This is a genomic window from Azospirillum sp. FG154 (genome assembly GCF_057809575.1).
Window position 1 is genome coordinate 1 of record NZ_JBMDKF010000038.1, and the last position, 20,238, is coordinate 20,238.

Genomic DNA, 20,238 nt, shown 5'->3' on the forward strand with positions numbered 1-20,238 from the left:
TCCATTTCATTTCAATTGATTGCAGCAAGAAAAAGATGTGTGAATGCCGTAGCCCCCTGCGGGAGAGGGGTTGGGGTGAGGGGGAAAGCAAGCTTTCCGGTCTGTCCGACCGGACCGCACCCCTCATCCCAACCCTTCTCCCGCAAGGGGAGAAGGGCTTCTTCTTTGGGTGGTCAGCCCGCCTTCGGGGTCAGGCTGGCGCCGACCAGCTTGCCGCAGGTGCCCTTGGGAACGACGAGGAAGGCGTGGCCTTCGCCGTCCTTCTTCGAGGTGCCGGCGCAGGACGAGGTCGGGGTCTGGCAATCATTCATCCCGGCCTTCGAGATGCCGTAGCACTTTTCCTTTTCGTCGGCGGCCTGGGCCGTGCCCATGGTGACGCCCGCCAGAGCGGCGGTGATGGCGGTGGCGGCGATCAGGCTGGCGAGCTTGGTCTTGGTCTGGGTGGTCATGGTGGCGTTCCTCGGTGGGCTGTTTCGATGGACGGACTGTCGCAGCTTCCAGCGCTCTTGTGAAATGCAGGGGGGCTATGAATTTGATAGCCGCTGGGAATGGCGATCACGATTCGATCACGTGCGCGTGATCGGCGCATGACGGGTGTGCCGTCTCTTCCACGCTTCTCCCGGCAATGATACGGATCAATCGGGACGCGGGGTGGTTGTCATGGCAGCCGCGCGCCATCCGCGCCGCTGCGCGCCCGGCGTCGGCGTAGACTGGCGCGGTGAAGCGTCCGCGTCGCCGGGCCGGGTCGCGGTCCAAAACGCGTAAGAAAAGCGCCGACGTCGCGCGTTCGCAAGGCGTTGGGGGCAAGGAGTTTGGGGCATGAACCTGAAACGCGTCGTCCTTTTGGCGGGGGCGCTGGCGCTGCTCGCCGCCGCCGGTCTTTACGGCTATCGGGCCATGCAGGGGCAACGGCTGCCCGATGGTTTCGCCTCCGGCAATGGCCGGATCGAGGCGAGCGAGATTGACGTCGCCACCAAATACGCCGCCCGCGTCCTGACCATCCCGGTGGAGGAGGGCGACCTGATCGAGGCCGGGACCGTCGTCGCCACCCTCGACACCCGCGATTTGGAGGCGCAACTCCGCGCCGCCGAGGCGCTGAAACGCCAGTCGCAGCAGGCCCGCGACGAGGCTGTCGCGTTGATCGCCCAACGGACCAGCGAGGCCGATTTCGCCGCCAAGGAGATGGAACGCGCGCTGGTGCTGTTCGGCAAGGGCCATGTCTCCGAACAGCGGGTCGATCAAGCGCGCAACCAGCGCCGCACCGCCGAGGCGGCGTTGGCCGCCGCCACCAGCCACCGGGCCAGCGCGCAGGAGGCCATCGCGGCGGCGACCGCCGACGCCGACCGGCTGCGCGATCTGGTCGCCGACGGGGTGCTGAAGGCCCCGCGCAAAAGCCGTGTGCTCTACCGGCTGGCCGAACCGGGCGAGGTGTTGGCGGCGGGCGGCAAGGCGGTGACGTTGCTGGATCTGAGCAACGTCTACATGACCTTCTTCCTGCCGACCGACCGCGCCGGAACGCTGGCGCTGGGGGCCGACGCGCGGATCCTGCTGGACGCGCTGCCCGGTCTGGCGGTTCCCGCCAGCGTCACCTTCGTGGCCCCGCGCGCGCAATTCACCCCGAAGCAGGTGGAAACCCGCACCGAACGCGACCGCATGATGTTCCGCGTCAAGGCCCGCGTGCCCGACGCGCTGGTCGCCCAGCATGTCGAGCAGGTGAAGACTGGCCTGACCGGCGTGGCCTATGTCAAACTTGCCCCCGCCGCCGCTTGGCCGGATTGGTTGGAATCGCGCCTGACCAAAGCGGGGACGGGGGTGGCCGGAGCCGGATCGTGAGCGCGCCCAGCCCCGCGCCTGACAGCCTCGCGCTCAACAGCCCGGCGCCCGCCGTCCAGCTTTCGGGCGTCCGCCACCGCTATGGCGAAACTCAGGCGCTGGACGATGTGGGGCTGACGATTCCAGCGGGGGTGAGCGTCGCCCTGATTGGCCCGGACGGGGTGGGAAAATCGACCCTGCTCGGCTTGATCGCCACCGCCAAGCGGGCGCAGGAGGGCGATTTCGCGGTTCTCGGCGTCGATCTGCGCGACCGGCGCGGGCGCGCCGCCTTGCAACCGCGCATCGCCTACATGCCGCAGGGGCTGGGCCGCAACCTCTACGCCGATCTCAGCGTCGCCGAGAATTTGCAGTTTTTCGGGCGGCTGTTCGGGTTGAACGCGGCGCAGCGGCAGAAACGCATTCAGGATCTGCTCGACGCCACCGGGCTGGCCCCCTTTCCCGACCGTCCGGCGGGCAAGCTGTCGGGCGGCATGAAGCAAAAGCTCGGGCTGTGCTGCGCCCTGCTGCACGACCCCGACCTGTTGATTTTGGACGAGCCGACGACCGGCGTCGATCCGCTGTCGCGCCGCCAATTCTGGGATTTGATCGACCGCATCCGCGCCGGGCGCCCCGGCATGACCGTTCTGGTCGCCACCTCCTACATGGACGAGGCGGAGCGGTTCGACCGGGTGATGATGATGAACGCGGGCCGCCTGCTGGCCGACGACGCGCCCGCCGCCCTGAAAACCCGCCATAAGGCCGCCGAGTTGGAGGAGGTCTTCATCGCCCTGTTGCCGGAAGAGGCGCGGCGCGACCATGAAAAACTCATCGTGCCGCCCCGCCCGGCGGATGGGGACGGCGCCGAACCGGCCATCGAGGCGCGCGGCCTGACCCGGAGCTTTGGCGATTTCACGGCGGTGGACGGCGTCAGCTTCCGCATTGGGCGCGGCGAGATTTTCGGCTTTCTCGGCTCCAACGGCTGCGGCAAGACGACGACGATGAAGATGCTGACCGGGCTGCTTCCGGCCAGCGCGGGCGAGGCCAAGCTGTTCGGCGCGGCGGTGGACGCGGGCGATCTGGCGACCCGGCGGCGCGTCGGCTACATGGCGCAAGCCTTCTCGCTTTATGGCGAATTGACGGTTCAGCAGAATTTGGTTCTGCACGCCCGCCTGTTCAATTTGGCGGACTTCGCCCCGCGCATCGACGCCTTGGTCGAGCGTTTCGGGCTGCCCCCCTACCGCGACGCGGTGGCCGAGCAATTGCCGCTGGGCGTGCGGCAACGTCTGTCGCTGGCCGTCGCCATTCTGCACGAGCCGGAAATCCTGATTCTGGACGAGCCGACCTCGGGCGTCGATCCGGTGGCGCGCGATCAATTTTGGCGCGACTTGATCGCCCTGTCGCGCGACCAGGGGGTGACGATCTTCATCTCCACCCATTTCATGAACGAGGCGGCGCGCTGTGATCGCGTCGCCTTCATGAACGCCGGGCGCGTCATCGCCGCCGGACCGCCGGAGGAACTGCGCGCCCAGCAGGGGGCGGCGACGCTGGACGACGCCTTCATCGGCTTCATGCGGCAGGCCCAGAAAGACGCGGTGCAAGACGCGCCAACCGCCGCCGTTCTGGCCCCCAACGAAACCAGGGCCGAAGCCGCCGCGCCCCATCGACAGGGCGGGGCGGCGCGGCGGCGGTTGCTGGCCTATGCGTGGCGGGAAATGTTGGAGCTGCGGCGCGACCCGGTGCGGCTGACGGTGGCGCTGCTCGGCACCGTGCTGTTGATGCTGGTCTTTGGCTTCGGCATCACCATGGATGTGGAGAATCTGCGCTTCGCCGTGCTCGACGGCGACCGCACGCCGGAAAGCCGCGCCTACATCGAACAGTTTGAAGGCTCGCGCAGCTTCGTCGCCACGCCCCCGGCCAGCGATCCGACCGACCTCGCCTTGCGCTTGCAACGAGGCGAGGCGGCGTTGACCATCGAGATTCCCGCCGGGTTCGGGCGCGATCTGCGGCATGGAACGGCCCCGGAGCTGGCGATCCGCATCGACGGCGCCATGCCCTTCCGCGCCGAAACCATCCAGGGCTACATCGCCGGGCTGCACCAGCGCTTCATTGAGGACAAGGCGCGGGAGTCCGGCATCGCCTTGCCCGCCGCCACCGCCCAACTCGCCATGCGTTACCGCTACAACCAAGCCTTCCGCAGTTTGGACGCCATGGTTCCGGGCATCATCGGCCTGCTGCTGATTTTCATCCCGGCGATTCTGGCCGCGCTGGGCGTGGTGCGCGAGAAGGAGTTGGGATCCATCACCAACCTGTACGTCACCCCGGTGACGCGGCTGGAGTTTTTGGTCGGCAAACAGCTTCCCTACATCGGCTTGGCCGCCTTCAATCTGCTGGTGATGATCGTCATGGCGGTGGGTTTGTTCGGCGTGCCGGTGAAGGGCAGCCTTGCCGGGTTGATTCTGGGCGGGTTGGTGTATGTTTGCGCCACCACGGCGTTCGGGCTGCTGATTTCGGTCTTCACCTCGACCCAGACCGCCGCCGTGTTCGGCACCGCCATCGCGACGATGATGCCCGCCACCCAATTTTCCGGGCTGCTGCAACCCGTCTCAACCTTGCAGGGCGGGGCGTGGTTGATTGGCACGCTGTTTCCGACCACCCATTTCCTGAAACTGTCGGTCGGCGCCTTCACCAAGGGGTTGGGCTTTGTCGAACTGCTGCCCTTCGTCGCCGCCATCGCCGTGTTTGTCCCGGCGCTGCTGGCGCTGGGCGTCATCTTCCTTCCCAAGCAGGAGCGTTGAGCCATGGCCCTGCTCCCCGAATCCTCCTCCGCCTGGCGCTTTGTCCGCAACAGCCTGACCCTGGCGCGCAAGGAGTGGATCAGCCTGCTGCGCGACGGCTTCATGCTGGGGTTCGTCATCTATTCCTTCAGCCTGTCGGTCTACAGCCAAGCCACCGGCATTTCCCACGAGCTGCGCAACGCCGCCATCGCCATCGTGGACGAGGACCGCTCGGCCCTGTCGCAACGCTTGATCTCCAGCTTTCATGGGCCGGAGTTCCAGACCCCGACCTTGATCGGCCACGCCGAGGTTGATCCGGGCATGGCGGCGGCGCGCTTCACCTTCGTGCTCGACATTCCGCCGGACTTTCAGTCCGACGCGCTGGCCGGGCGCAGCCCGACGGCGCAATTGTTGATCGACGCCACCGCGATGATGCAGGCGGGCATTGGGGCCGGGACCATCCAGGGCATTCTGGACGACGAGGTCGGGCGCTTCGTCCGCCACGAGGCCCCCGCCGCCGCCGCGCCGATTTCCCTGCAAGTCCGCGTCGCCTACAACGAGGCGCTGGACACCGCGTGGTTCACCGGGACCATGTCGGTGGTCAGCAACATCACCATGCTGGCGGTTCTGCTGGCCGGGGCCGCCCTGATCCGCGAGCGCGAGCATGGCACGCTGGAACATCTGCTGGTCATGCCGGTGCGCCCGGCGGAAATCATGACGGCGAAGGTGCTGGCCAACGGCGCGGTCATTCTGGCGCTGACGATCTTCTCCCTGTTCGCCGTGTTGCGTGCTTTGCTGGGCGTGCCGCTGGCCGGATCGGTCCCGCTGTTTCTGGCGGGAACCGCGCTTTACCTGTTCTTCGCGACGGCGTTGGGGATCTTTCTGGGCACGGTGGCGCGGTCGATGCCGCAACTGGGGTTGCTGTTCATCCTGATCGTGCTGCCCATGAACATGCTGTCGGGCGGCTTCACCCCGTTGGAAAGCGAACCGGAGTGGCTGCAAACGGCGATGCAGCTCATCCCCTCCACCCATTTCGTCGCCTTCGCCCAAGCCATCCTGTTCCGTGGGGCCGGGTTCGACGTGGTGTGGCCGCGCTTCGCCGCCACGGCAGGGATCGGCGCGCTGTTCTTCATCTGGAGCCTCGCCCGCTTCCGCAGCCATCTGGCGAGTTTGCGGTAGCGTGGGGGCGCCGGATCGGCGTCACTCCAGCCAGTTTTCCACGACAAGCCCCTGGACGCGGCGAAACTCCCGCTCGTTCGCCGTCACCAGCGTGAGGCCAAGCGCGCGGGCGTGGGCGGCGATCAACAGGTCGTTGCCGCCAATCGGTTGGCCCGCCGCCTCCAGCGCGGCGCGGATGTCGCCGTAATCGACGTTGGTCGGCGCGTCGAGCGGCAACACGGCGACGTCGGCCAACAGATCCTCCACCCGCCGGGTCAGTTTGGCCGAGCCTTTTTTCGCGGCGCCGTAGCGCAACTCTCCCGCCACCACGATGCTGGTGCACACGGCGTCCTCGCCAACCCGGCGTATGTGGTCCGTCACCTTGCCCGCCGGATTTTTGACGAGGTCGCTCATGACGTTGGTGTCGAGCAGGTAGCGCATCAAAAAACATCCCTCGGCGGAATCGGCGGGTCGTCAATGGCCGGAAGCTCTTCGTCCAGCGGATCCCAGCCGTCCAGCAGCGCCAGAAGTCCTTTTTTGCGAATGGGTTCCAGAATCAGCCGATCACCGTCGCGGCTGATGAGCACCGACTCGCCCGGCAACTCGAACTCCACCGGGATGCGCACGGCTTGGCTGCGGTTGTTGCGGAACAGGCGGGCTTCTTTCGGGCGCGGCGCGGCGGGGTGCGGCATGGTTCGGCGCTCCTGTGCATATGCTTCCTGTATATGCCAAAGCGCGCCGCCGATCAACCAGACGCCTCTTTTCGCGCCGGGTCGTGAGCATGCTCAATTCATCGCCATTCGGTCATCTCCTGCCCACTCTTTAGCCATTCGCCTGTCTGCGCCGCCCATCGCCGACACCGCCGGAAAACGCTGTCCACACCGTCAAATTTTGTCTCTCTGGACAGGTTTTCCAACGTCTGAAAGAATGAGGGTATTCGGACTGTTCAGCCATCCCACCAATCTGGCCCGCCTTTTGCTGCTGGATCGGGTGAGAGACGCCAACGCGAGGACGCCACGCCCGTGCCAGCCGCCCACACAGCCACCCACACCGCTTCCATGGCCGCCGCTCCGCCGCCCGCGCCGCTTGTTGAACCAGGGGGAGAGCCGGGCCGGACCATCGTCGACATTCGCCATTTGACCCTGACCTATCAGGCCGCCGACCACCCGGTCTACGCGCTGAGCGACGTCAGCCTGTCCATCGCCCAGGGCGATTTCATCTCGCTGATCGGTCCCAGCGGTTGCGGCAAGACCACGTTGATGCGGGTCATCGCCGATCTGGAGCAGCCCAGCTCCGGCGACGTGCTGGTCAACGGGATGACGCCGGAACAGGCGCGGCTGAAGCGCGCCTACGGCTATGTGTTCCAGGCTCCGGCGCTTTACCCGTGGCGGACGGTGGAGCGCAACGTCACCCTGCCGCTGGAGATCATGGGAACGCCCCGCGCCGAACGGCAGATCCGCGCGCGGGAGCAGTTGGAGCGGGTCGGGCTGGCCGGGTTCGAGCGGAAATTTCCCTGGCAGCTTTCGGGCGGCATGCAGCAGCGGGTGTCCATCGCCCGCGCGCTGGCCTTCAACCCCGACCTGCTGCTGATGGACGAGCCGTTCGGCGCGCTGGACGAGATCACCCGCGACCATCTGAATCTGCAACTGACCCAATTGTGGCGGCGGACGCGCAAGACCTGCGTTTTCGTCACCCATTCCATCGCCGAAGCGGTGTTTCTGTCCACCCGCATCGTGGTGATGAGTCCGCGCCCAGGCCGCATCCTCGACGTCATCGACTGCGCCCGCGATCTGCCGCCGGAGCGCACGCTCGACATCCGCGAGTCGCCGGAATTCCAGCGCATCGCCCACCGGGTCCGCGAAGGGCTGATGGAGGGGCATTCCTATGACGATTGAGCGCATCCTCCCCGTCGCCGTGATGAGTCTGGCCATTGTCGTCCTGTGGTACGCCGGGGCGGTTTGGTTGAACAGCCCGCAGGCCGCCGAGGCGCTGACCCGCGCCGGGGCCGATTGGGGAACCGGCGATCTGATCCGGCAGACCTTCGCCATGAAGCGCCCGATCCTGCCCACCCCCGATCAAGTCGCCGTCGATCTGTTCCAATCCCTGACCGGAACCCCCGTCACCCACATCCGCAACCTGCTGTATCACACCGGCGTCACCGCCGGGTCGGCGCTGACCGGCTTCGCGTTGGGCGTCCTTTTGGGGGTGGGGTTGGCGGTCGGCATCGTCCAGGTGCGCACGCTGGAGGCCAGCCTGTTGCCCTGGGTCATCGCCTCGCAAACCATTCCGATTTTGGCCATCGCCCCGATGATCGTCGTCATTCTGGGCAATCTGGGCTTCACCGGCCTGCTGCCCAAGGCGATCATCAGCATGTATCTGTGCTTTTTCCCGATCACCATCGGCATGGTCAAGGGGCTGCGCTCCGCCGATCCGCTGACGCTGGATCTGATGCGCACCTACAGCGCGGGGAACGCCCAGACCTTCCGTCTGCTGCGCCTTCCGGCCTCGCTGCCCTTCCTGTTCACCAGCTTGAAGGTGGCGGTCGCCGCCAGCGTCGTCGGCGCCATCGTCGGCGAGTTGCCGACCGGCGGGCAGGCGGGGTTGGGCGCGCGGCTGCTGTCGGGATCCTATTACGGCCAGACCGTGCAAATCTGGAGCGCGCTGGTGATGGCGGCCCTGCTGGGCGTCACGCTGGTGGCGGTGGTCGGCTTGGCTGAACGGGCGCTGGTCCGTTCCGGGCCTGACGGCGGACGACGGGGAGGTGGTCGATGAGCCGTTTGCAAACCGAAAAGCTCCCGATGGCCCCTTGGCCGTTGGTCGCGCTGCTGGCCCCGCTGTTCCCCCTGGCGGTGCTGGACGGGCAAACGCTGTATCTGCCGCAAAGCCCGCTGGCTCTGGCCGCGTTCGTCCTCTTGGTAGGGAGCCTGCTGCTGCGCCGAGTCGTGGTGGGCGAGCGGTCGGAAGCGGCGCTGCTGCTGGTCGGCGTCGCCGCCGGATACGCCGCGCCCTTGCTGCTGCTGGCGCGCGGGCTGCGGCCCGACGTCGGGCTGTGGCTGCTGCTGCTCGGCGCGACCCTGCTGCTGGGCCGCGTGCTGCGCCTGTTGGCCGAGGCGACGGGACCGGCGCGCCACGCCTGCCCGGCGCTGTTCGGGCTGGCCATCCTGTTTTTGTGGGAGATTCTGACGCGCGGCTTTCAGGTTCCTGCCATTCTGCTGCCGCCGCCCAGCGCCATCGCCGCCGCCATCGCCGCCAACGCCGCCGATCTGTGGGACGATTTCGGTCAAACCGTGCTGACCTCCGTCCTGCGCGGCTATCTGTTGGGCTGCGGGGCCGGATTCGCCGTGGCGATTCTCGCCGACCGCGCGCCCTTTCTGGCGCGCGGCCTGCTGCCTTTGGGCAATCTGGCCAGCGCCATTCCGGTGGTGGGGATCGCGCCGATCATGGTGATGTGGTTCGGCTTCGATTGGCAATCGAAGGCGGCGGTCATCGTGGTCATGACCTTTTTCCCCATGCTCATCAACACGCTGGCCGGTTTGGGGAGCGCCGAGCGCATCCAGTTGGACCTGATGCGGTCCTATGGCGCGGGCTATTGGCGCAGCTTGCTGCTGCTGCGTTTGCCCTGCGCCTTGCCCTTCCTGTTCAACGGGTTGAAAATCAATTCGACCTTGGCCCTGATCGGGGCCATCGTCGCGGAATTCTTCGGAACGCCGGTGGTTGGGATGGGGTTTCGCATCTCGACCCAGGTGGCCCGGATGAATCTGGATGTGGTGTGGGCGTCGATCACCGTCGCCGCCCTCACCGGATCCGCCCTCTACGGCGCGCTCGCCCTGGCGGAGCGCCGCGTCACCGCCTGGCACCCGTCTTTCCGCAAGCGTTGATCCATCCCACGGACCACCGCCCGTCCAGCCACCCAATCAACAGCCCCCCCCAACAGCCGAGGACCATTCGCGATGAAGACCCTTGCATCCGCCCTGCTGCTCGCCGCCACCGCGCTGACCGGCTTCTCCGCCGCCGCCTCGGCCGCTGAAAAGCTGACCCTGCAACTGAAATGGGTCACGCAGGCCCAGTTCGCCGGATATTACGTCGCGGCGGAAAAGGGCTTCTACAAGGACGCCGGGCTGGACGTGACGATCAAGGCCGGCGGTCCCGACATCAACCCGACGCAGATCATCGCTGCTGGCGGGGCCGACGTGATCGTCGATTGGATGCCGTCGGCGCTGGCGACCCGTGAAAAGGGCGTGCCGCTGGTCAACATCGCCCAGTTCTACCAGACGTCGGGCATGATGCTGACCTGCCGCAAGGACGCCAAGATCAACGATCCGAAGGATTTCAAGGGCAACACGCTGGGCGTCTGGTTCTCAGGCAACGAGTATCCGTTCCTGTCCTGGATGAGCAAGCTTGGCCTGTCCACCTCCGGCTCTTCGCCGGACGTGAAGGTGCTGAAGCAGGGCTTCAACGTCGATCCTCTGCTGCAAAAGCAGGCGGCCTGCATCTCGACCATGACCTACAACGAATATTGGCAGTTGATCGAATCCGGGATGAAGCCGGAAGAGCTGGTGGTCTTCAAATATCAGGACCAGGGCGTGGCGACCCTGGAAGACGGGCTTTACACCACCGACAAGCAGCTTTCCGACCCGAAGATGGTGGAAAAGCTGGCGAAATTCGTCAAGGCGTCGGCCAAGGGCTGGGAATACGCCGCCAAGAATCAGGCCGAAGCCGTGGACATCGTGCTGAACGCCGACACCACCGGCGCCCAAACCAAGGAACATCAGGCGACGATGATGCAGGAAGTCGCCAAGCTGATCGCGGGCGGCAAGAAGGGAACGGGCTATCTTGACCCGGCGGATTTCGACCGCACCGTGTCGATCCTGATGTCCGGCGCCTCGGCCCCGGTCATCACCAAGAAGCCGGAAGGCGCCTACAGCCACGTCGTGTTCGACGCGGCGGCGAAGTTGTAAAAAGCGGAGCGCTCCGGCCCGTCCAACCTTGCGCGGGGGGACGGGCCGGAACGCCTTTTGAGGTCATGCCAGAGCCGTTCAGAGCGTCCATTATGGACAAGCGATTTTCGTCCCACTTTCGCCTGTGCGTAAGAGGGCGTTGTCGAAGACAACGAGTTTTCGCATGATGGCGGCTACGCTGGACTCTCAGGGGAGCCAACCTGCGGAGATCGAGGCTTCCCCAATCATCCGCAGGTTGCCTTCAGCGCTCAGCCGAAACGGCGGGACGTCACCGGCTCCAGATCGCCGCGCCAGTCGCGGATCTCCGTTTCGACCCGTTCGGCGGCGCGCTGGTCGCGGAAACGCTTGCGCACCCGGCCATTCGCCCCGCGCGCCTGCATGGCCAGCAGGCGGGTTTCCACCTCGGGATCGCTGGCGATGGCCTGACGCCACCGCTCCAACCGGATTTCGACCACCGCGTCGACGATGTTTTGCGTTCCGGGACGGCGGCCCAGCTTGGCGACGCTGGGGGCCAGACGGGCGGCGGCGGAGGCCGCGACCTCGGCGGGCATGCCGGGGAAGACGTTGCGCACCGCCGTGGCGATGGATTGCTTCAGATCCTCGCCGCGTTCGCGTTCCTCGGCGTGGCGGCCCTGACGGTTTTCCGCCCGCGCGTGCCGCTTGACCTGCCAAGACAGCACGTCGGAGGCGACGGCCCGGCCATCCTCGTCCAGCCACACCGCCGCGTCGGCGCCGCCGCGCAGGATGCGGCGGGCGGCGTCGGGGGTTTCGGCGTCCTCGGCCTCGACCACCAGGGCCAGACGCAGAGTCACCAGGGATTTCAGCGAGCGTTCCCGCCCCGGATCACCGGCCAGCAGCGCCGCGCGGGCCATCGCGTCGGTTCCCAGCAGCGCCTGGATCAATTCCAGATCGCTGCGGGTCCAACGGCGCGAGGCGACCAGACGTTCGGCCCGGTCCTTGCGCTGTTCGCGCACCAAGCGGGCTTCGACATGGCCGCTGGCCAGCAGGATCCACACACCCGCCGACCAACGGGCCACCGCCCAATTGTTGCGTGGCGGCAAGGGCAAATCGGTGGCGAAGCGCGGCGCGCTTTCCCCCTCGACCACCAAATTCCAGACGTCGGCGGCGCGCAGGCAGCCTTCGCCCGGCTCCCGCCACGGGTCGCCCGGATGCGAATAGAAACCGCCCCCGCTGGGGCTTCGCGTCACATTGGCCCATCCGGCAACCTCGGCGGCGAGATTGTCCGGCATATCCGCCGGGCGTGTCCACGCGCCCAGCGTCATCACTCGATCAGACGACATGCATGCTCCTTGTATGGCGCGGAGCTTAGCACGGCCACGCCGCTTCCCCCAACCGGCCAAACAGGCCCGCTTTGGCAACCCGGCGACGCGGCGGGCGAGGTCAGCATTTTCGGTCAGGCGCGGGGCGGCGGCGCCCGCTACTCTGCGCCAATCGTCAGGAGACAGCGCCCGTGCCAACCGCCGCCGCCCATCGTTACCGCGCCCGTTTTGACCGGGTGTTGCGCCACATTGAGCAAAATCTCGACGGCGATCTGAGCGTCGAGGCGTTGAGCGGCGTCGCCGCCTTTTCCAAGCATCATTTTCACCGGCAGTTCGCCGCGCTGTTCGGTCTTGGCGTCCACCGCTATGTCCAGCTCGTTCGCTTCAAACGCGCCTCGCAGCGGTTGGCCTTTCGCGACGATCCGATTCTGACCATCGCGCTCGACAGCGGTTATGACGGGCCGGAAGCCTTTTCCCGCGCCTTCAAAAGCCGTTTTGGCCAATCGCCCAGCGCCTTTCGCGCCCAACCCGATTGGCAGGCGTGGCACGCGGTCTACCGCCCCCTGTCCATGACCCTTTCCATGACAAGGAGGTTTTCGATGCCCGACGCCCCGCCGCCCATCGCCATCGTCACCATCCCGGACATTCCGGTGGCGATCCTGGAGCATCGGGGCGATCCCGCCCTGATCGGTGAATCGGTGCGCCGCTTCATCGCGTGGCGGAAGGCGATGGGGCTGCCGCCACGCCTGCACGCGACCTACAACATTCTGCACAACGACCCGGAGCAGACGCCGCACGAGGATTACCGCCTGGATTTGTGCGTCGCCACCGACCGCGCGGTGGAACCGAACGAGGCCGGGATTCGCGCCGGACGGATCCCCGGCGGGCGTTGCGCGGTTCTGCGCCATGTCGGATCCGACGATGGATTGCGCGACGCCCTGCTGCGCCTCTATCACGACTGGTTGCCGGACAGCGGCGAGGAGTTGCGGGATTTTCCGCCCTATCTCCAGCGCGTCGGCTTCTTCCCCGACATTCCCGAGCATGAGGCCGTGACGGACATCTTTCTGCCCCTGGCCGGGTGACGGATCAGCCGGTGATGACGCGGCGGCAGCGCCGCTTCAGCAGGGCCATGGCCGCCTCAACCGCCTCGCCGTCCAGCGAGAACAGCCGGTCGTCCAGCGTCCGTCCGTCCGAATCCATGGCGCGGACATGCAGCCCGGCCCCGGTGTCGGCGACCGAGGCGTCGACGACGCCGTCCGCCGTTTCGTTGCTGGCGACGTCGAGGAAGTCGGCGACCTCGTCCAGACCGGAATCGGCCTGCCATTCGGCGTCGGCGGTGAAGTCCAGCAGATCGTTCAAGCCGCCAATCGGCTCGCACCGGCGCACGCGCGGGTCGGCGGCCTTGACCTGTTCGGCGAAATGCTCCAGCGCCTCGCGCACCCGCGCCTCTTCCACCGGGTCGAGTTCGGGTTCGGGCACGCTGTCCAGACCGAAATTCAGCGGATCGGGCAGGGTCTCGCCGCCGGGCATGCCGTCGCCGCTTTCCTCGACCAGACCGACCACGGCGACGAAGCGCGGCGACGATCCGGCGACGGGGGCGATCAAATCCTGCTGGCGGGCGTAGGCGGTCGCCTCATCAACCGAGACCAACAGGCGGTTCAGCAGGGCGCGGCGGTCGGCGGCCTCCAGATAGGACAAGGGTTCGGGATCGAGCCACAGCGGCAACAGCTTGGTGTCGGCGGCGTTTTCCAGCAGGCCGGACGCGTCCAGGCCGCGTTCGATCACCTCGACGGCGGGCGGTTCGCTGAGATCGCCATCGACCTCGACCGCCAGCCAGAACAGGGTGACGGTGGACAGGTCGCCATAGCTGTCGGTGCGCTGGATCGATTCGGCGATGGCCTCGACCTCGTCGAGGAAATTGTATTGTTCATCCTCGCGCAGCTTGCCCAGCGCGGCCTCGATCACCGCCTGACGTCCGGCGTCGAGCACCTCGTCGAGCAGCAGGCCGAAACGCTGGTCGGCGGTCCGCCACAGCCGAACCAGACGATCCGCTGGCGTTCCGGCAAAAGAGCCGCCCGTCCCATTCGCTCCGTCTTTCCGCTTCGTCATCCCGTCCTCGCGCCTGAATGTCAGGCCGACCATAGGCGCCCGATGACGCGCTGTCGATCCTGTTTCAATGGGCTTTCCGTGACGCCGGGATGACGGCGGCGTCCTCGCGGCGGCTGGGCAGGGCGAGGACGGGGAACAGGCGGCGCATCTGACGCCGCACCTCGTCGGCCCAATCCTCCCTCTCCCCAGTCTCCTCCCATCCCAAGAGGGTGGATTTCGCTGGAACCAGAGCCGCCAGATTGCGTCAGCCAAAGAGATGCTCCGTCTCACAGCTCCATCAATTCCATCGCCAGAATCGGGGTGTTGGCGACGACGAAATCGATCCGGTCGCGCATCTGCTTCAGGCTGACCGGCTTGACCAAATACCCCGCGACTCCATGCTCCTTCGCGAAGACCACCGTGTCGGTGCTGGAATCGGCGGTCAGGAAGACGATGGCCGTGCGGTCCACCCCCTTCACTTTGATGTTGCGCACGCCCTTGAGGAATTGCAGGCCGTTCATCGGTTCCATATGCACGTCGCAAAAGACCAGATGGGGGCGTGCGCGCACCAGCTCCATCAACCCATCCTTACCATTGCCGCACTCGCCAATGAAACGGACGCCGACTTCGCGCAGCAGACGGCAAATCAGGTTGCGGGTGAACGCTTCGTCCTCGATGACGAGGACTTTCAACCGATCATAAAGAATCTTGGACATCATGGTCTCCTGGAGACGCAAAGGCTCATGCCGGTCACGCGGGCGTCGCGCGCAAGGGCGCGGTGGCGGCGACCAGTTCGTCCTGGGTGGGCGGCAGCAGGCCGCAAAGGAAAGCGGCGGTTTCCGGGTCGGATTCATCGAGCGCGTCCTGAAGGTCGCCCGCAAGCTGGCCCAAGCGAACGGCGCCGACCGACAGCGCCGCCCCCTTCAGGCTGTGCGCCGTGTCGCGCGCTCCGCGCAAATCCCCAGCCGTCAAAGCGGATTCCAACACGCCGATCATGCCCGGCACGGCGTCGAGAAAGTCGCTGAGGAAGGCCAAGGCTTCCGTCTCGGCGCGGCCAAAGCTCTCGATCAGGCGGGTTGGGTCGAACACCCATGGGTCGATTCCCGCCGCCCGCGTCGCCAGATCCGTTGTCTGCGCGGCGGCTGCCGCAACCGCTCGCCGCAACCCGGCGGCCTGCGGCAGAAAGCGCTGGAGCGTCGCGCTCAACGCCTTGGAATCGATTGGTTTGGTCAGATAGGCGTCCATCCCCGCCGCTTGACAGCGCTGACCGGTGCCAAGCAGCGCGTCGGCGGTCAGCGCGACGATGGGCAGGTGGCGGTCGGTTCCCGCCTCTTCGGCGCGGATGGCGGCGGTCAGCTCGAACCCATCCATTTCGGGCATATGGAAATCGGTCAACAGCAGGCCATAACGCCCGGCGCGCAGCAGCGCCAAGGCTTCCCGGCCATGGTTGGCGAGGTCGAAGGCGAAGCCGCGCTGGGCCAGCATGCGGCGGATGACCACCTGGTTGGTCTGGTTGTCCTCCGCCACCAAAATCAGGGCGTTGGCGGCTTCGGCCTCCGCCCGGCTTGGCGCTTCCCAGCCATCCAGATCGGACGTCTCACGGGGATCATGGGTGTCCAGCGGCGCGCGACCCAAAGCCGCCGCCAACGCCCGCCACACCCGGCGGCGGCGCAGCGGCAAAGGCAGCGTGGCGAAGACCCCCGGCGGCGAGATCGGGCGCGGCGTCGGCACGGCCAGAAGCACCGGGGGGGCCGGGATCGTTCCGGCCAGATGCGCGGCGACCAACTGCGCCGTTTCGGCCCCGTCGCCCCCGGCGTGCAGAATCAGCACGGTCGGCGCGTCGTCGGGGCTGTTTGCCGCCGCGCCCGCCCAATTTTCATCATAGGCGGCCATCGCCACCCGCTGGATTCCCGCCGCCGCCAGAAGATCGCGCAGGGCCGCGCGCTCCTCATCCACGAAGCCGACGGCGACGACGCGGGCGTCGGCGATGGCGACGCTGGGGCTGGCCGGTTCAGGCGCGGCCACCACAAAGGGCAACTCGAACCAGAAGGTCGATCCTTGGCCAAGTTCGGACGTCACGCCAATCCGCCCGTCCATCATGGCGCACAGCGCCGAACTGATCGACAAGCCCAGCCCGGAGCCGCCATAGCGGCGGGAGGTGGAGCCGTCAGCCTGCTCAAACGGACGGAACAGGCGCTGGATCTGCTCCTCGCTCAGCCCGATGCCGCTGTCGGCGACGGCGAAACGCAAAACGCGCCGGGTTTCGTCGCCGCCGTTGGGCGTGACGTCGCGGACGGTCAGCAGAACGACGCCGGATTGGGTGAATTTGACGGCGTTGCCCAGCAGGTTGATGAGGATCTGACGGATCCGCGTCGGGTCGCCCAGCAACCGTTCCGGCAGATCGGGGGCCAAATCGACGGCGTAGCGCAGGCCCTTTTCCGCCGCCCGGCTCGCCACCGATTCGGCGGCGCCCTCCACCATGTCGGTCAAGGTCAGCTCAATGGTTTCAATGTCCAGCTTGCCCGCTTCGATCTTCGAGAAATCAAGAATGTCGTTGATGATGACCAGCAGCGCGTCGCCCGACGAGCGGATGATGCCCAGCATGTCGCGCTGTTCCGCCCCCAAATCGGTTTGCTCCAGCATCTCGGCCATCGCCGTGACGCCGTTCATCGGCGTGCGGATCTCGTGGCTCATCATCGCCAGGAAGGTGGATTTGGCGCGGGTCGCCTCTTCCGCCTTGTCGCGGGCGACGCTCAACTCGTCGGCGAGGATGCGCAAGGTCCGCTGATCTTCCTTCAGACGGGCGGCGTTGTCCTTGAAACGGACCAGGGCGCGGGCCAGCGCGCCGATTTCATCGGCTCGCCCGGAGGAGGGAACCGGGCGATCCAATTCGCCCTCCGCCACCGCCGACATCGCCCCGGTCATCCGGTGCAGGGGCAGCGCGACGCGGTTGCGCACGGTGTAAAAGGCGGCGGCGAACATCGCCACGGCGACGGCCAGCAGCAGGGTTTGGTTGATCCAATAGCGCTTCACCTCGGCGATGGCGTCGTCGTAGGTGTCCTCGCCGATGCGGTCCTGGTGCGCGGTCAGACGATCAATGTCCATCAACAACGGGTTGACCGACGGGTACATGGCCCGCGCGATGAAGGCGGTCAGACCGGCGATGTCCTGGGCGGCCAGAATGTCGATCAATTCGTCGATGGCGGCGTTCGCCTCCACCATGTTTTCCTGCGCTGAGCGCATCAGGGCGCGTTCGGTTTCGCTGCGGGCGTTGGCCTTGTAGCGCTCCCAGGCCGGTTTGGCCTGTTCGGCGGCGCGGCGCACCGCCTCCTCTCCCTCTTCCCAACGCAGATCGCCGATGCGCACGCGAACCGCCGTGACCACCGCCGCCCCGGTGTAGGCGTCGGCCACCCGTTTGAGATCGAGGGAGGGCAGCAACGCGCCGCGATAGACACGCTCGACCAAAGATTGCGACAAGGACAGGGCCGACACGGCGCCGATCGCCAGCGCCATCATCAGCGCGGCGATGATGAGAAAGATGACGTGAAAACGTGTGCGGATGGTCATCCCGGCCCTCGCCCGTCAAAAAGACTGGTCAGCGCAACGGCAGGGCGAACAACAACCCGCCGCGCGTCCACAGCTCGTTCAACCCACGCTCCATGCGCAACGGGCTGGACAAACCGATGTTGGTCTCGAACACCTCGCCGTAATTGCCGACCTGGGCGATCACCCGCCGCGCCCATTGGTCGTCCAGCCCCAGCGGGCGGCCAATGCCGGGAATCTCCCCCAACAGCCGCCGGACGCGCGGGCTGTCGCCGTTGGCCCGACCGCTCAGGCTTTTGCTCGACACGCCCAGCTCTTCGGCCTCGATCATCGCGTTCAAGGTCCAGCGGGTGATCTCACGCCAGCCGTCGTCGCCCTTGCGCACCAACGGCCCCAACGGTTCCTTGGAAATATGCTGGCGCAGGATGACGTGATCCTCGGGCCGGGGCATGTACATGACGCGGATCGCCGCCAGAGCCGACGAGTCGGTGGTGATGACGTCGCATTCGCCGGTCAGATAGGCGTCGATCATGTCGCGCAACGGCCCTTTGGGAACGGGGCGCACGCTGATCTTCTGCATGGAGAAATACTCGGCGAGATTGTCTTCCGCCGTTGTGCCGGATTGGAAACACACGCCCAACCCGGCCATCTGGTGCAGGGTGCGGATGCGCAAGGACCGTTTGGTCATAAAGCTCTGACCATCAAACAGGCTGACGCCGACCGATTCCAACCCGCGCCCAGCCAAACGCGACAGCGTCACCGTCGCGCTGCGGCTCAGCACATCGACCGCCCCTTCGCTCAAGAGGCTCAGCGCTTCGTCGGTGGCGCCGGACACGAAGGCGACTTTTCCGGCGTCGCCCAGCACGGCGGCGGCCAAAGCCCGGCAGTAGTCAACGTCAAATCCGCGCCATCGCCCATCGGCGCCGCGCAAGGAAAAGCCCGCCACTCCGGTGGACACGACGCAGCGCACGGCCCCGCGTTCCCGGATCTCCTCCAGCCGCCCGGCCTGGGCGGACGGCGCGCCCGCCATCATCAGCAACAGCGCGACCAAAGCGGAGGCGAGAAGGGCGCCCATCCGGCGTGTCGAAGCTGCGCCCTTGCCCATCACTCCGCCACCGCGATGTCCAGCAATCCGGCGGTGCGCAACAGCGTCAGCGCGGCGATGGTCACATCGCCCTGAGCCGACGCGGCGTCAGCCTGGGCGTTGAACAGCGAGGTTTCGCCCGACAGCACGTCGATCAGCGACCGGCGGCCTTGTTGGCGTTCTTCGCGGGCCAACCGCAGGAACTCGGCCGAAATGCGCGCCTGATTTTCAAAGAAGATCGCCGTCTCGCGCGCGGTGTCGAGGGTTTGCCAGGCGTTGCCGACCTGTTCGTCCAGCGTCACCCGGCGTTCGTCCAGTTGCGATTGCGCGGCGCGGGCCGACGCCTGGGCGGCGTCGATGGAGTGCAGCGGCGCCAGCCCGAGATTGAACGGCATGGTGACGGCCACCTTGTAGGTCTGGTCGCCCTTGGTCCCCATCACGCCGCCGACGTTGCGGCGGTTGGACAGTTCGGCCACCGCCTCCACGCGCGGGGCCAGTTCGGTTCCGCGCACGCGCCGCACCTCGGCCTTGGCGATGTCGGCGCCCAGACCGGCGATCTCAACCTGGATGTTGCGGGCGCGCGCCTGGGCCATCGCCTCGTCCAAATTGGCGGGCAAGACCGACGGGCGCGGGCCGAAGGGGCCGATGCGGGCGGGCGGTTCGTTGTGGAACACCGCGCGATAGCGGTTGATGGCGGCGACGTTGGCCCCACGGGCGCGGACCAGCCGGGCGCGGGCGCCGGCGAGCTGGCTTTTCGATTGAAGAACGTCGGTGGCGTAGCCGCCGCCCAACTCGACCCGGCTTTCCTCCAACCCGGTCTGCCGTTCGATGTTGCGCAGCGATTGTTCGGAAAACTCGACGACCTGCCGCGTTCGCCCAACATTGACCAACGCGGTCAAGCCATCGAGCAGAACCTCCTGCGTGACGTCGCGCAGGGTGGCTTCGGCCTGTTGTTGGGCCAAGGTCGCCTTTTCAATCTCCCCGCCGATGCGGCCAAAATCGAGCAACGGCTGACGCAACGACACTTGCGCGTCGCGCGTGGTTCCGCTGGTCGGCGGGGTCGGCGACGGGTTGCGTTGGCTTTCATGCCCCATCGCGGCGGTGACGGTGACGTCGCCGTACCAGCCCGCCTTGGCCTTGCGCAGGCTGGCCTCGGCGGCTTCCTTGCTGGCCTGGGCGGCGGCGATGCGGTGATTTTCGGCCACAAGCCGCTCCAGAATGGGGCGCAGAACCATGACGTGGGCCTTTGCCGTCCCCGTTTTTTCAACGGGGTCGTCCGTCGCCTTGGTCACGGGAGCTTTCTTGGCGGGGGCCTTTTTGATGGGCGGCTTCTTGTCCGTCGCTGGCGACGGCGACGCGGCTTCCCCGGCGGCAAGCGGCGCGATGGCGGGCGGCGCAGCCTTGGCCGGGGAAGCGACGGGCGCGGACGTCTCCGCCGCCAGGGTTGGGGCGGCCAGCAACAGCGCGGGCGCAAGCGACAGCAAGACCGCCGCGCGGACGACTGGGCTGACGTGACGCGGCGCGACGGAGTTCGGCACGGC

17 protein-coding genes are annotated in these 20,238 nt (G+C 66.9%); 8 read left to right on the plus strand and 9 right to left on the minus strand.

Annotation, left to right across the window (positions count from 1 at the left end; translation table 11 throughout):
• Positions 1-173: 173 nt before the first annotated feature.
• A complete protein-coding gene (locus ACODS4_RS26395; RefSeq protein ID WP_488868645.1) occupies positions 174-449 on the minus strand; it encodes a BufA1 family periplasmic bufferin-type metallophore in 276 nt (91 codons plus the stop codon).
• A gap of 370 nt (positions 450-819) precedes the next feature.
• Here ACODS4_RS26395 and ACODS4_RS26400 point away from each other — a divergent pair, with 370 nt between their 5' ends.
• From ACODS4_RS26400 to ACODS4_RS26410, 3 genes are read left to right on the plus strand one after another with little or no spacing between them, the layout of a single operon-like run.
• A complete protein-coding gene (locus ACODS4_RS26400; protein ID WP_488868646.1) occupies positions 820-1,833 on the plus strand; it encodes an HlyD family secretion protein in 1,014 nt (337 codons plus the stop codon).
• The gene (gene rbbA / locus ACODS4_RS26405; protein WP_488868647.1) at positions 1,830-4,607 is read left to right on the plus strand and encodes a ribosome-associated ATPase/putative transporter RbbA; all 2,778 of its coding nucleotides are present in this window, start codon (positions 1,830-1,832) and stop codon (positions 4,605-4,607) included. The genes ACODS4_RS26400 and rbbA overlap by 4 nt, the downstream gene beginning before the upstream one ends.
• Before the next feature lie 3 nt (positions 4,608-4,610).
• A complete protein-coding gene (locus ACODS4_RS26410; RefSeq protein WP_488868648.1) occupies positions 4,611-5,765 on the plus strand; it encodes an ABC transporter permease in 1,155 nt (384 codons plus the stop codon).
• A gap of 21 nt (positions 5,766-5,786) precedes the next feature.
• Here ACODS4_RS26410 and ACODS4_RS26415 read toward each other — a convergent pair whose 3' ends face one another.
• Positions 5,787-6,185 (minus strand): type II toxin-antitoxin system VapC family toxin, encoded by a 399-nt coding sequence (locus ACODS4_RS26415; RefSeq protein WP_488868649.1) that lies wholly within the window; start codon positions 6,183-6,185, stop codon positions 5,787-5,789.
• On the minus strand, positions 6,185-6,436 hold the full coding sequence (locus tag ACODS4_RS26420; RefSeq protein ID WP_488868650.1) for an antitoxin: 252 nt from the start codon (positions 6,434-6,436) through the stop codon (positions 6,185-6,187). The genes ACODS4_RS26415 and ACODS4_RS26420 overlap by 1 nt, the downstream gene beginning before the upstream one ends.
• Before the next feature lie 366 nt (positions 6,437-6,802).
• Here ACODS4_RS26420 and ACODS4_RS26425 point away from each other — a divergent pair, with 366 nt between their 5' ends.
• The 4 genes from ACODS4_RS26425 to ACODS4_RS26440 all read left to right on the plus strand — a co-directional run bounded on the left by ACODS4_RS26425 (position 6,803) and on the right by ACODS4_RS26440 (position 10,702).
• On the plus strand, positions 6,803-7,639 hold the full coding sequence (locus tag ACODS4_RS26425; RefSeq protein ID WP_488868672.1) for an ABC transporter ATP-binding protein: 837 nt from the start codon (positions 6,803-6,805) through the stop codon (positions 7,637-7,639).
• Positions 7,629-8,516: an ABC transporter permease gene (locus ACODS4_RS26430; RefSeq protein WP_488868651.1), complete on the plus strand. Its 888-nt coding sequence runs from the start codon at positions 7,629-7,631 to the stop codon at positions 8,514-8,516. The genes ACODS4_RS26425 and ACODS4_RS26430 overlap by 11 nt, the downstream gene beginning before the upstream one ends.
• Positions 8,513-9,622: an ABC transporter permease gene (locus tag ACODS4_RS26435; RefSeq protein WP_488868652.1), complete on the plus strand. Its 1,110-nt coding sequence runs from the start codon at positions 8,513-8,515 to the stop codon at positions 9,620-9,622. The genes ACODS4_RS26430 and ACODS4_RS26435 overlap by 4 nt, the downstream gene beginning before the upstream one ends.
• Before the next feature lie 72 nt (positions 9,623-9,694).
• Positions 9,695-10,702, plus strand: a complete 1,008-nt coding sequence (locus tag ACODS4_RS26440) for an ABC transporter substrate-binding protein (protein WP_488868653.1) — start codon at positions 9,695-9,697, stop codon at positions 10,700-10,702.
• A gap of 248 nt (positions 10,703-10,950) precedes the next feature.
• Here the strand turns inward: ACODS4_RS26440 and ACODS4_RS26445 are convergent, their stop codons facing one another.
• Positions 10,951-12,003: a hypothetical protein gene (locus ACODS4_RS26445; protein ID WP_488868654.1), complete on the minus strand. Its 1,053-nt coding sequence runs from the start codon at positions 12,001-12,003 to the stop codon at positions 10,951-10,953.
• Between the two features lie 170 nt (positions 12,004-12,173).
• On the opposite strand from ACODS4_RS26445, the gene ACODS4_RS26450 reads away from it, so the two are divergent.
• A complete protein-coding gene (locus ACODS4_RS26450; RefSeq protein WP_488868655.1) occupies positions 12,174-13,064 on the plus strand; it encodes an AraC family transcriptional regulator in 891 nt (296 codons plus the stop codon).
• A gap of 4 nt (positions 13,065-13,068) precedes the next feature.
• Here ACODS4_RS26450 and ACODS4_RS26455 read toward each other — a convergent pair whose 3' ends face one another.
• From ACODS4_RS26455 to ACODS4_RS26475, 5 genes are all read right to left on the minus strand, one after another.
• Positions 13,069-14,091, minus strand: coding sequence for a hypothetical protein (locus ACODS4_RS26455; protein WP_488868656.1), 1,023 nt, complete (start codon positions 14,089-14,091; stop codon positions 13,069-13,071).
• A 266-nt stretch (positions 14,092-14,357) separates the two neighbouring features.
• Entirely contained in the window at positions 14,358-14,789 is a 432-nt protein-coding gene (locus tag ACODS4_RS26460) for a response regulator (RefSeq protein ID WP_488868657.1), read from the minus strand.
• Between the two features lie 31 nt (positions 14,790-14,820).
• The gene (locus tag ACODS4_RS26465; protein WP_488868658.1) at positions 14,821-17,637 is read right to left on the minus strand and encodes a hybrid sensor histidine kinase/response regulator; all 2,817 of its coding nucleotides are present in this window, start codon (positions 17,635-17,637) and stop codon (positions 14,821-14,823) included.
• 28 nt (positions 17,638-17,665) lie between these two features.
• On the minus strand, positions 17,666-18,688 hold the full coding sequence (locus ACODS4_RS26470; RefSeq protein ID WP_488868659.1) for an amino acid ABC transporter substrate-binding protein: 1,023 nt from the start codon (positions 18,686-18,688) through the stop codon (positions 17,666-17,668).
• A 29-nt stretch (positions 18,689-18,717) separates the two neighbouring features.
• Positions 18,718-20,235: a TolC family protein gene (locus ACODS4_RS26475; RefSeq protein ID WP_488868660.1), complete on the minus strand. Its 1,518-nt coding sequence runs from the start codon at positions 20,233-20,235 to the stop codon at positions 18,718-18,720.
• Positions 20,236-20,238: the final 3 nt, after the last annotated feature.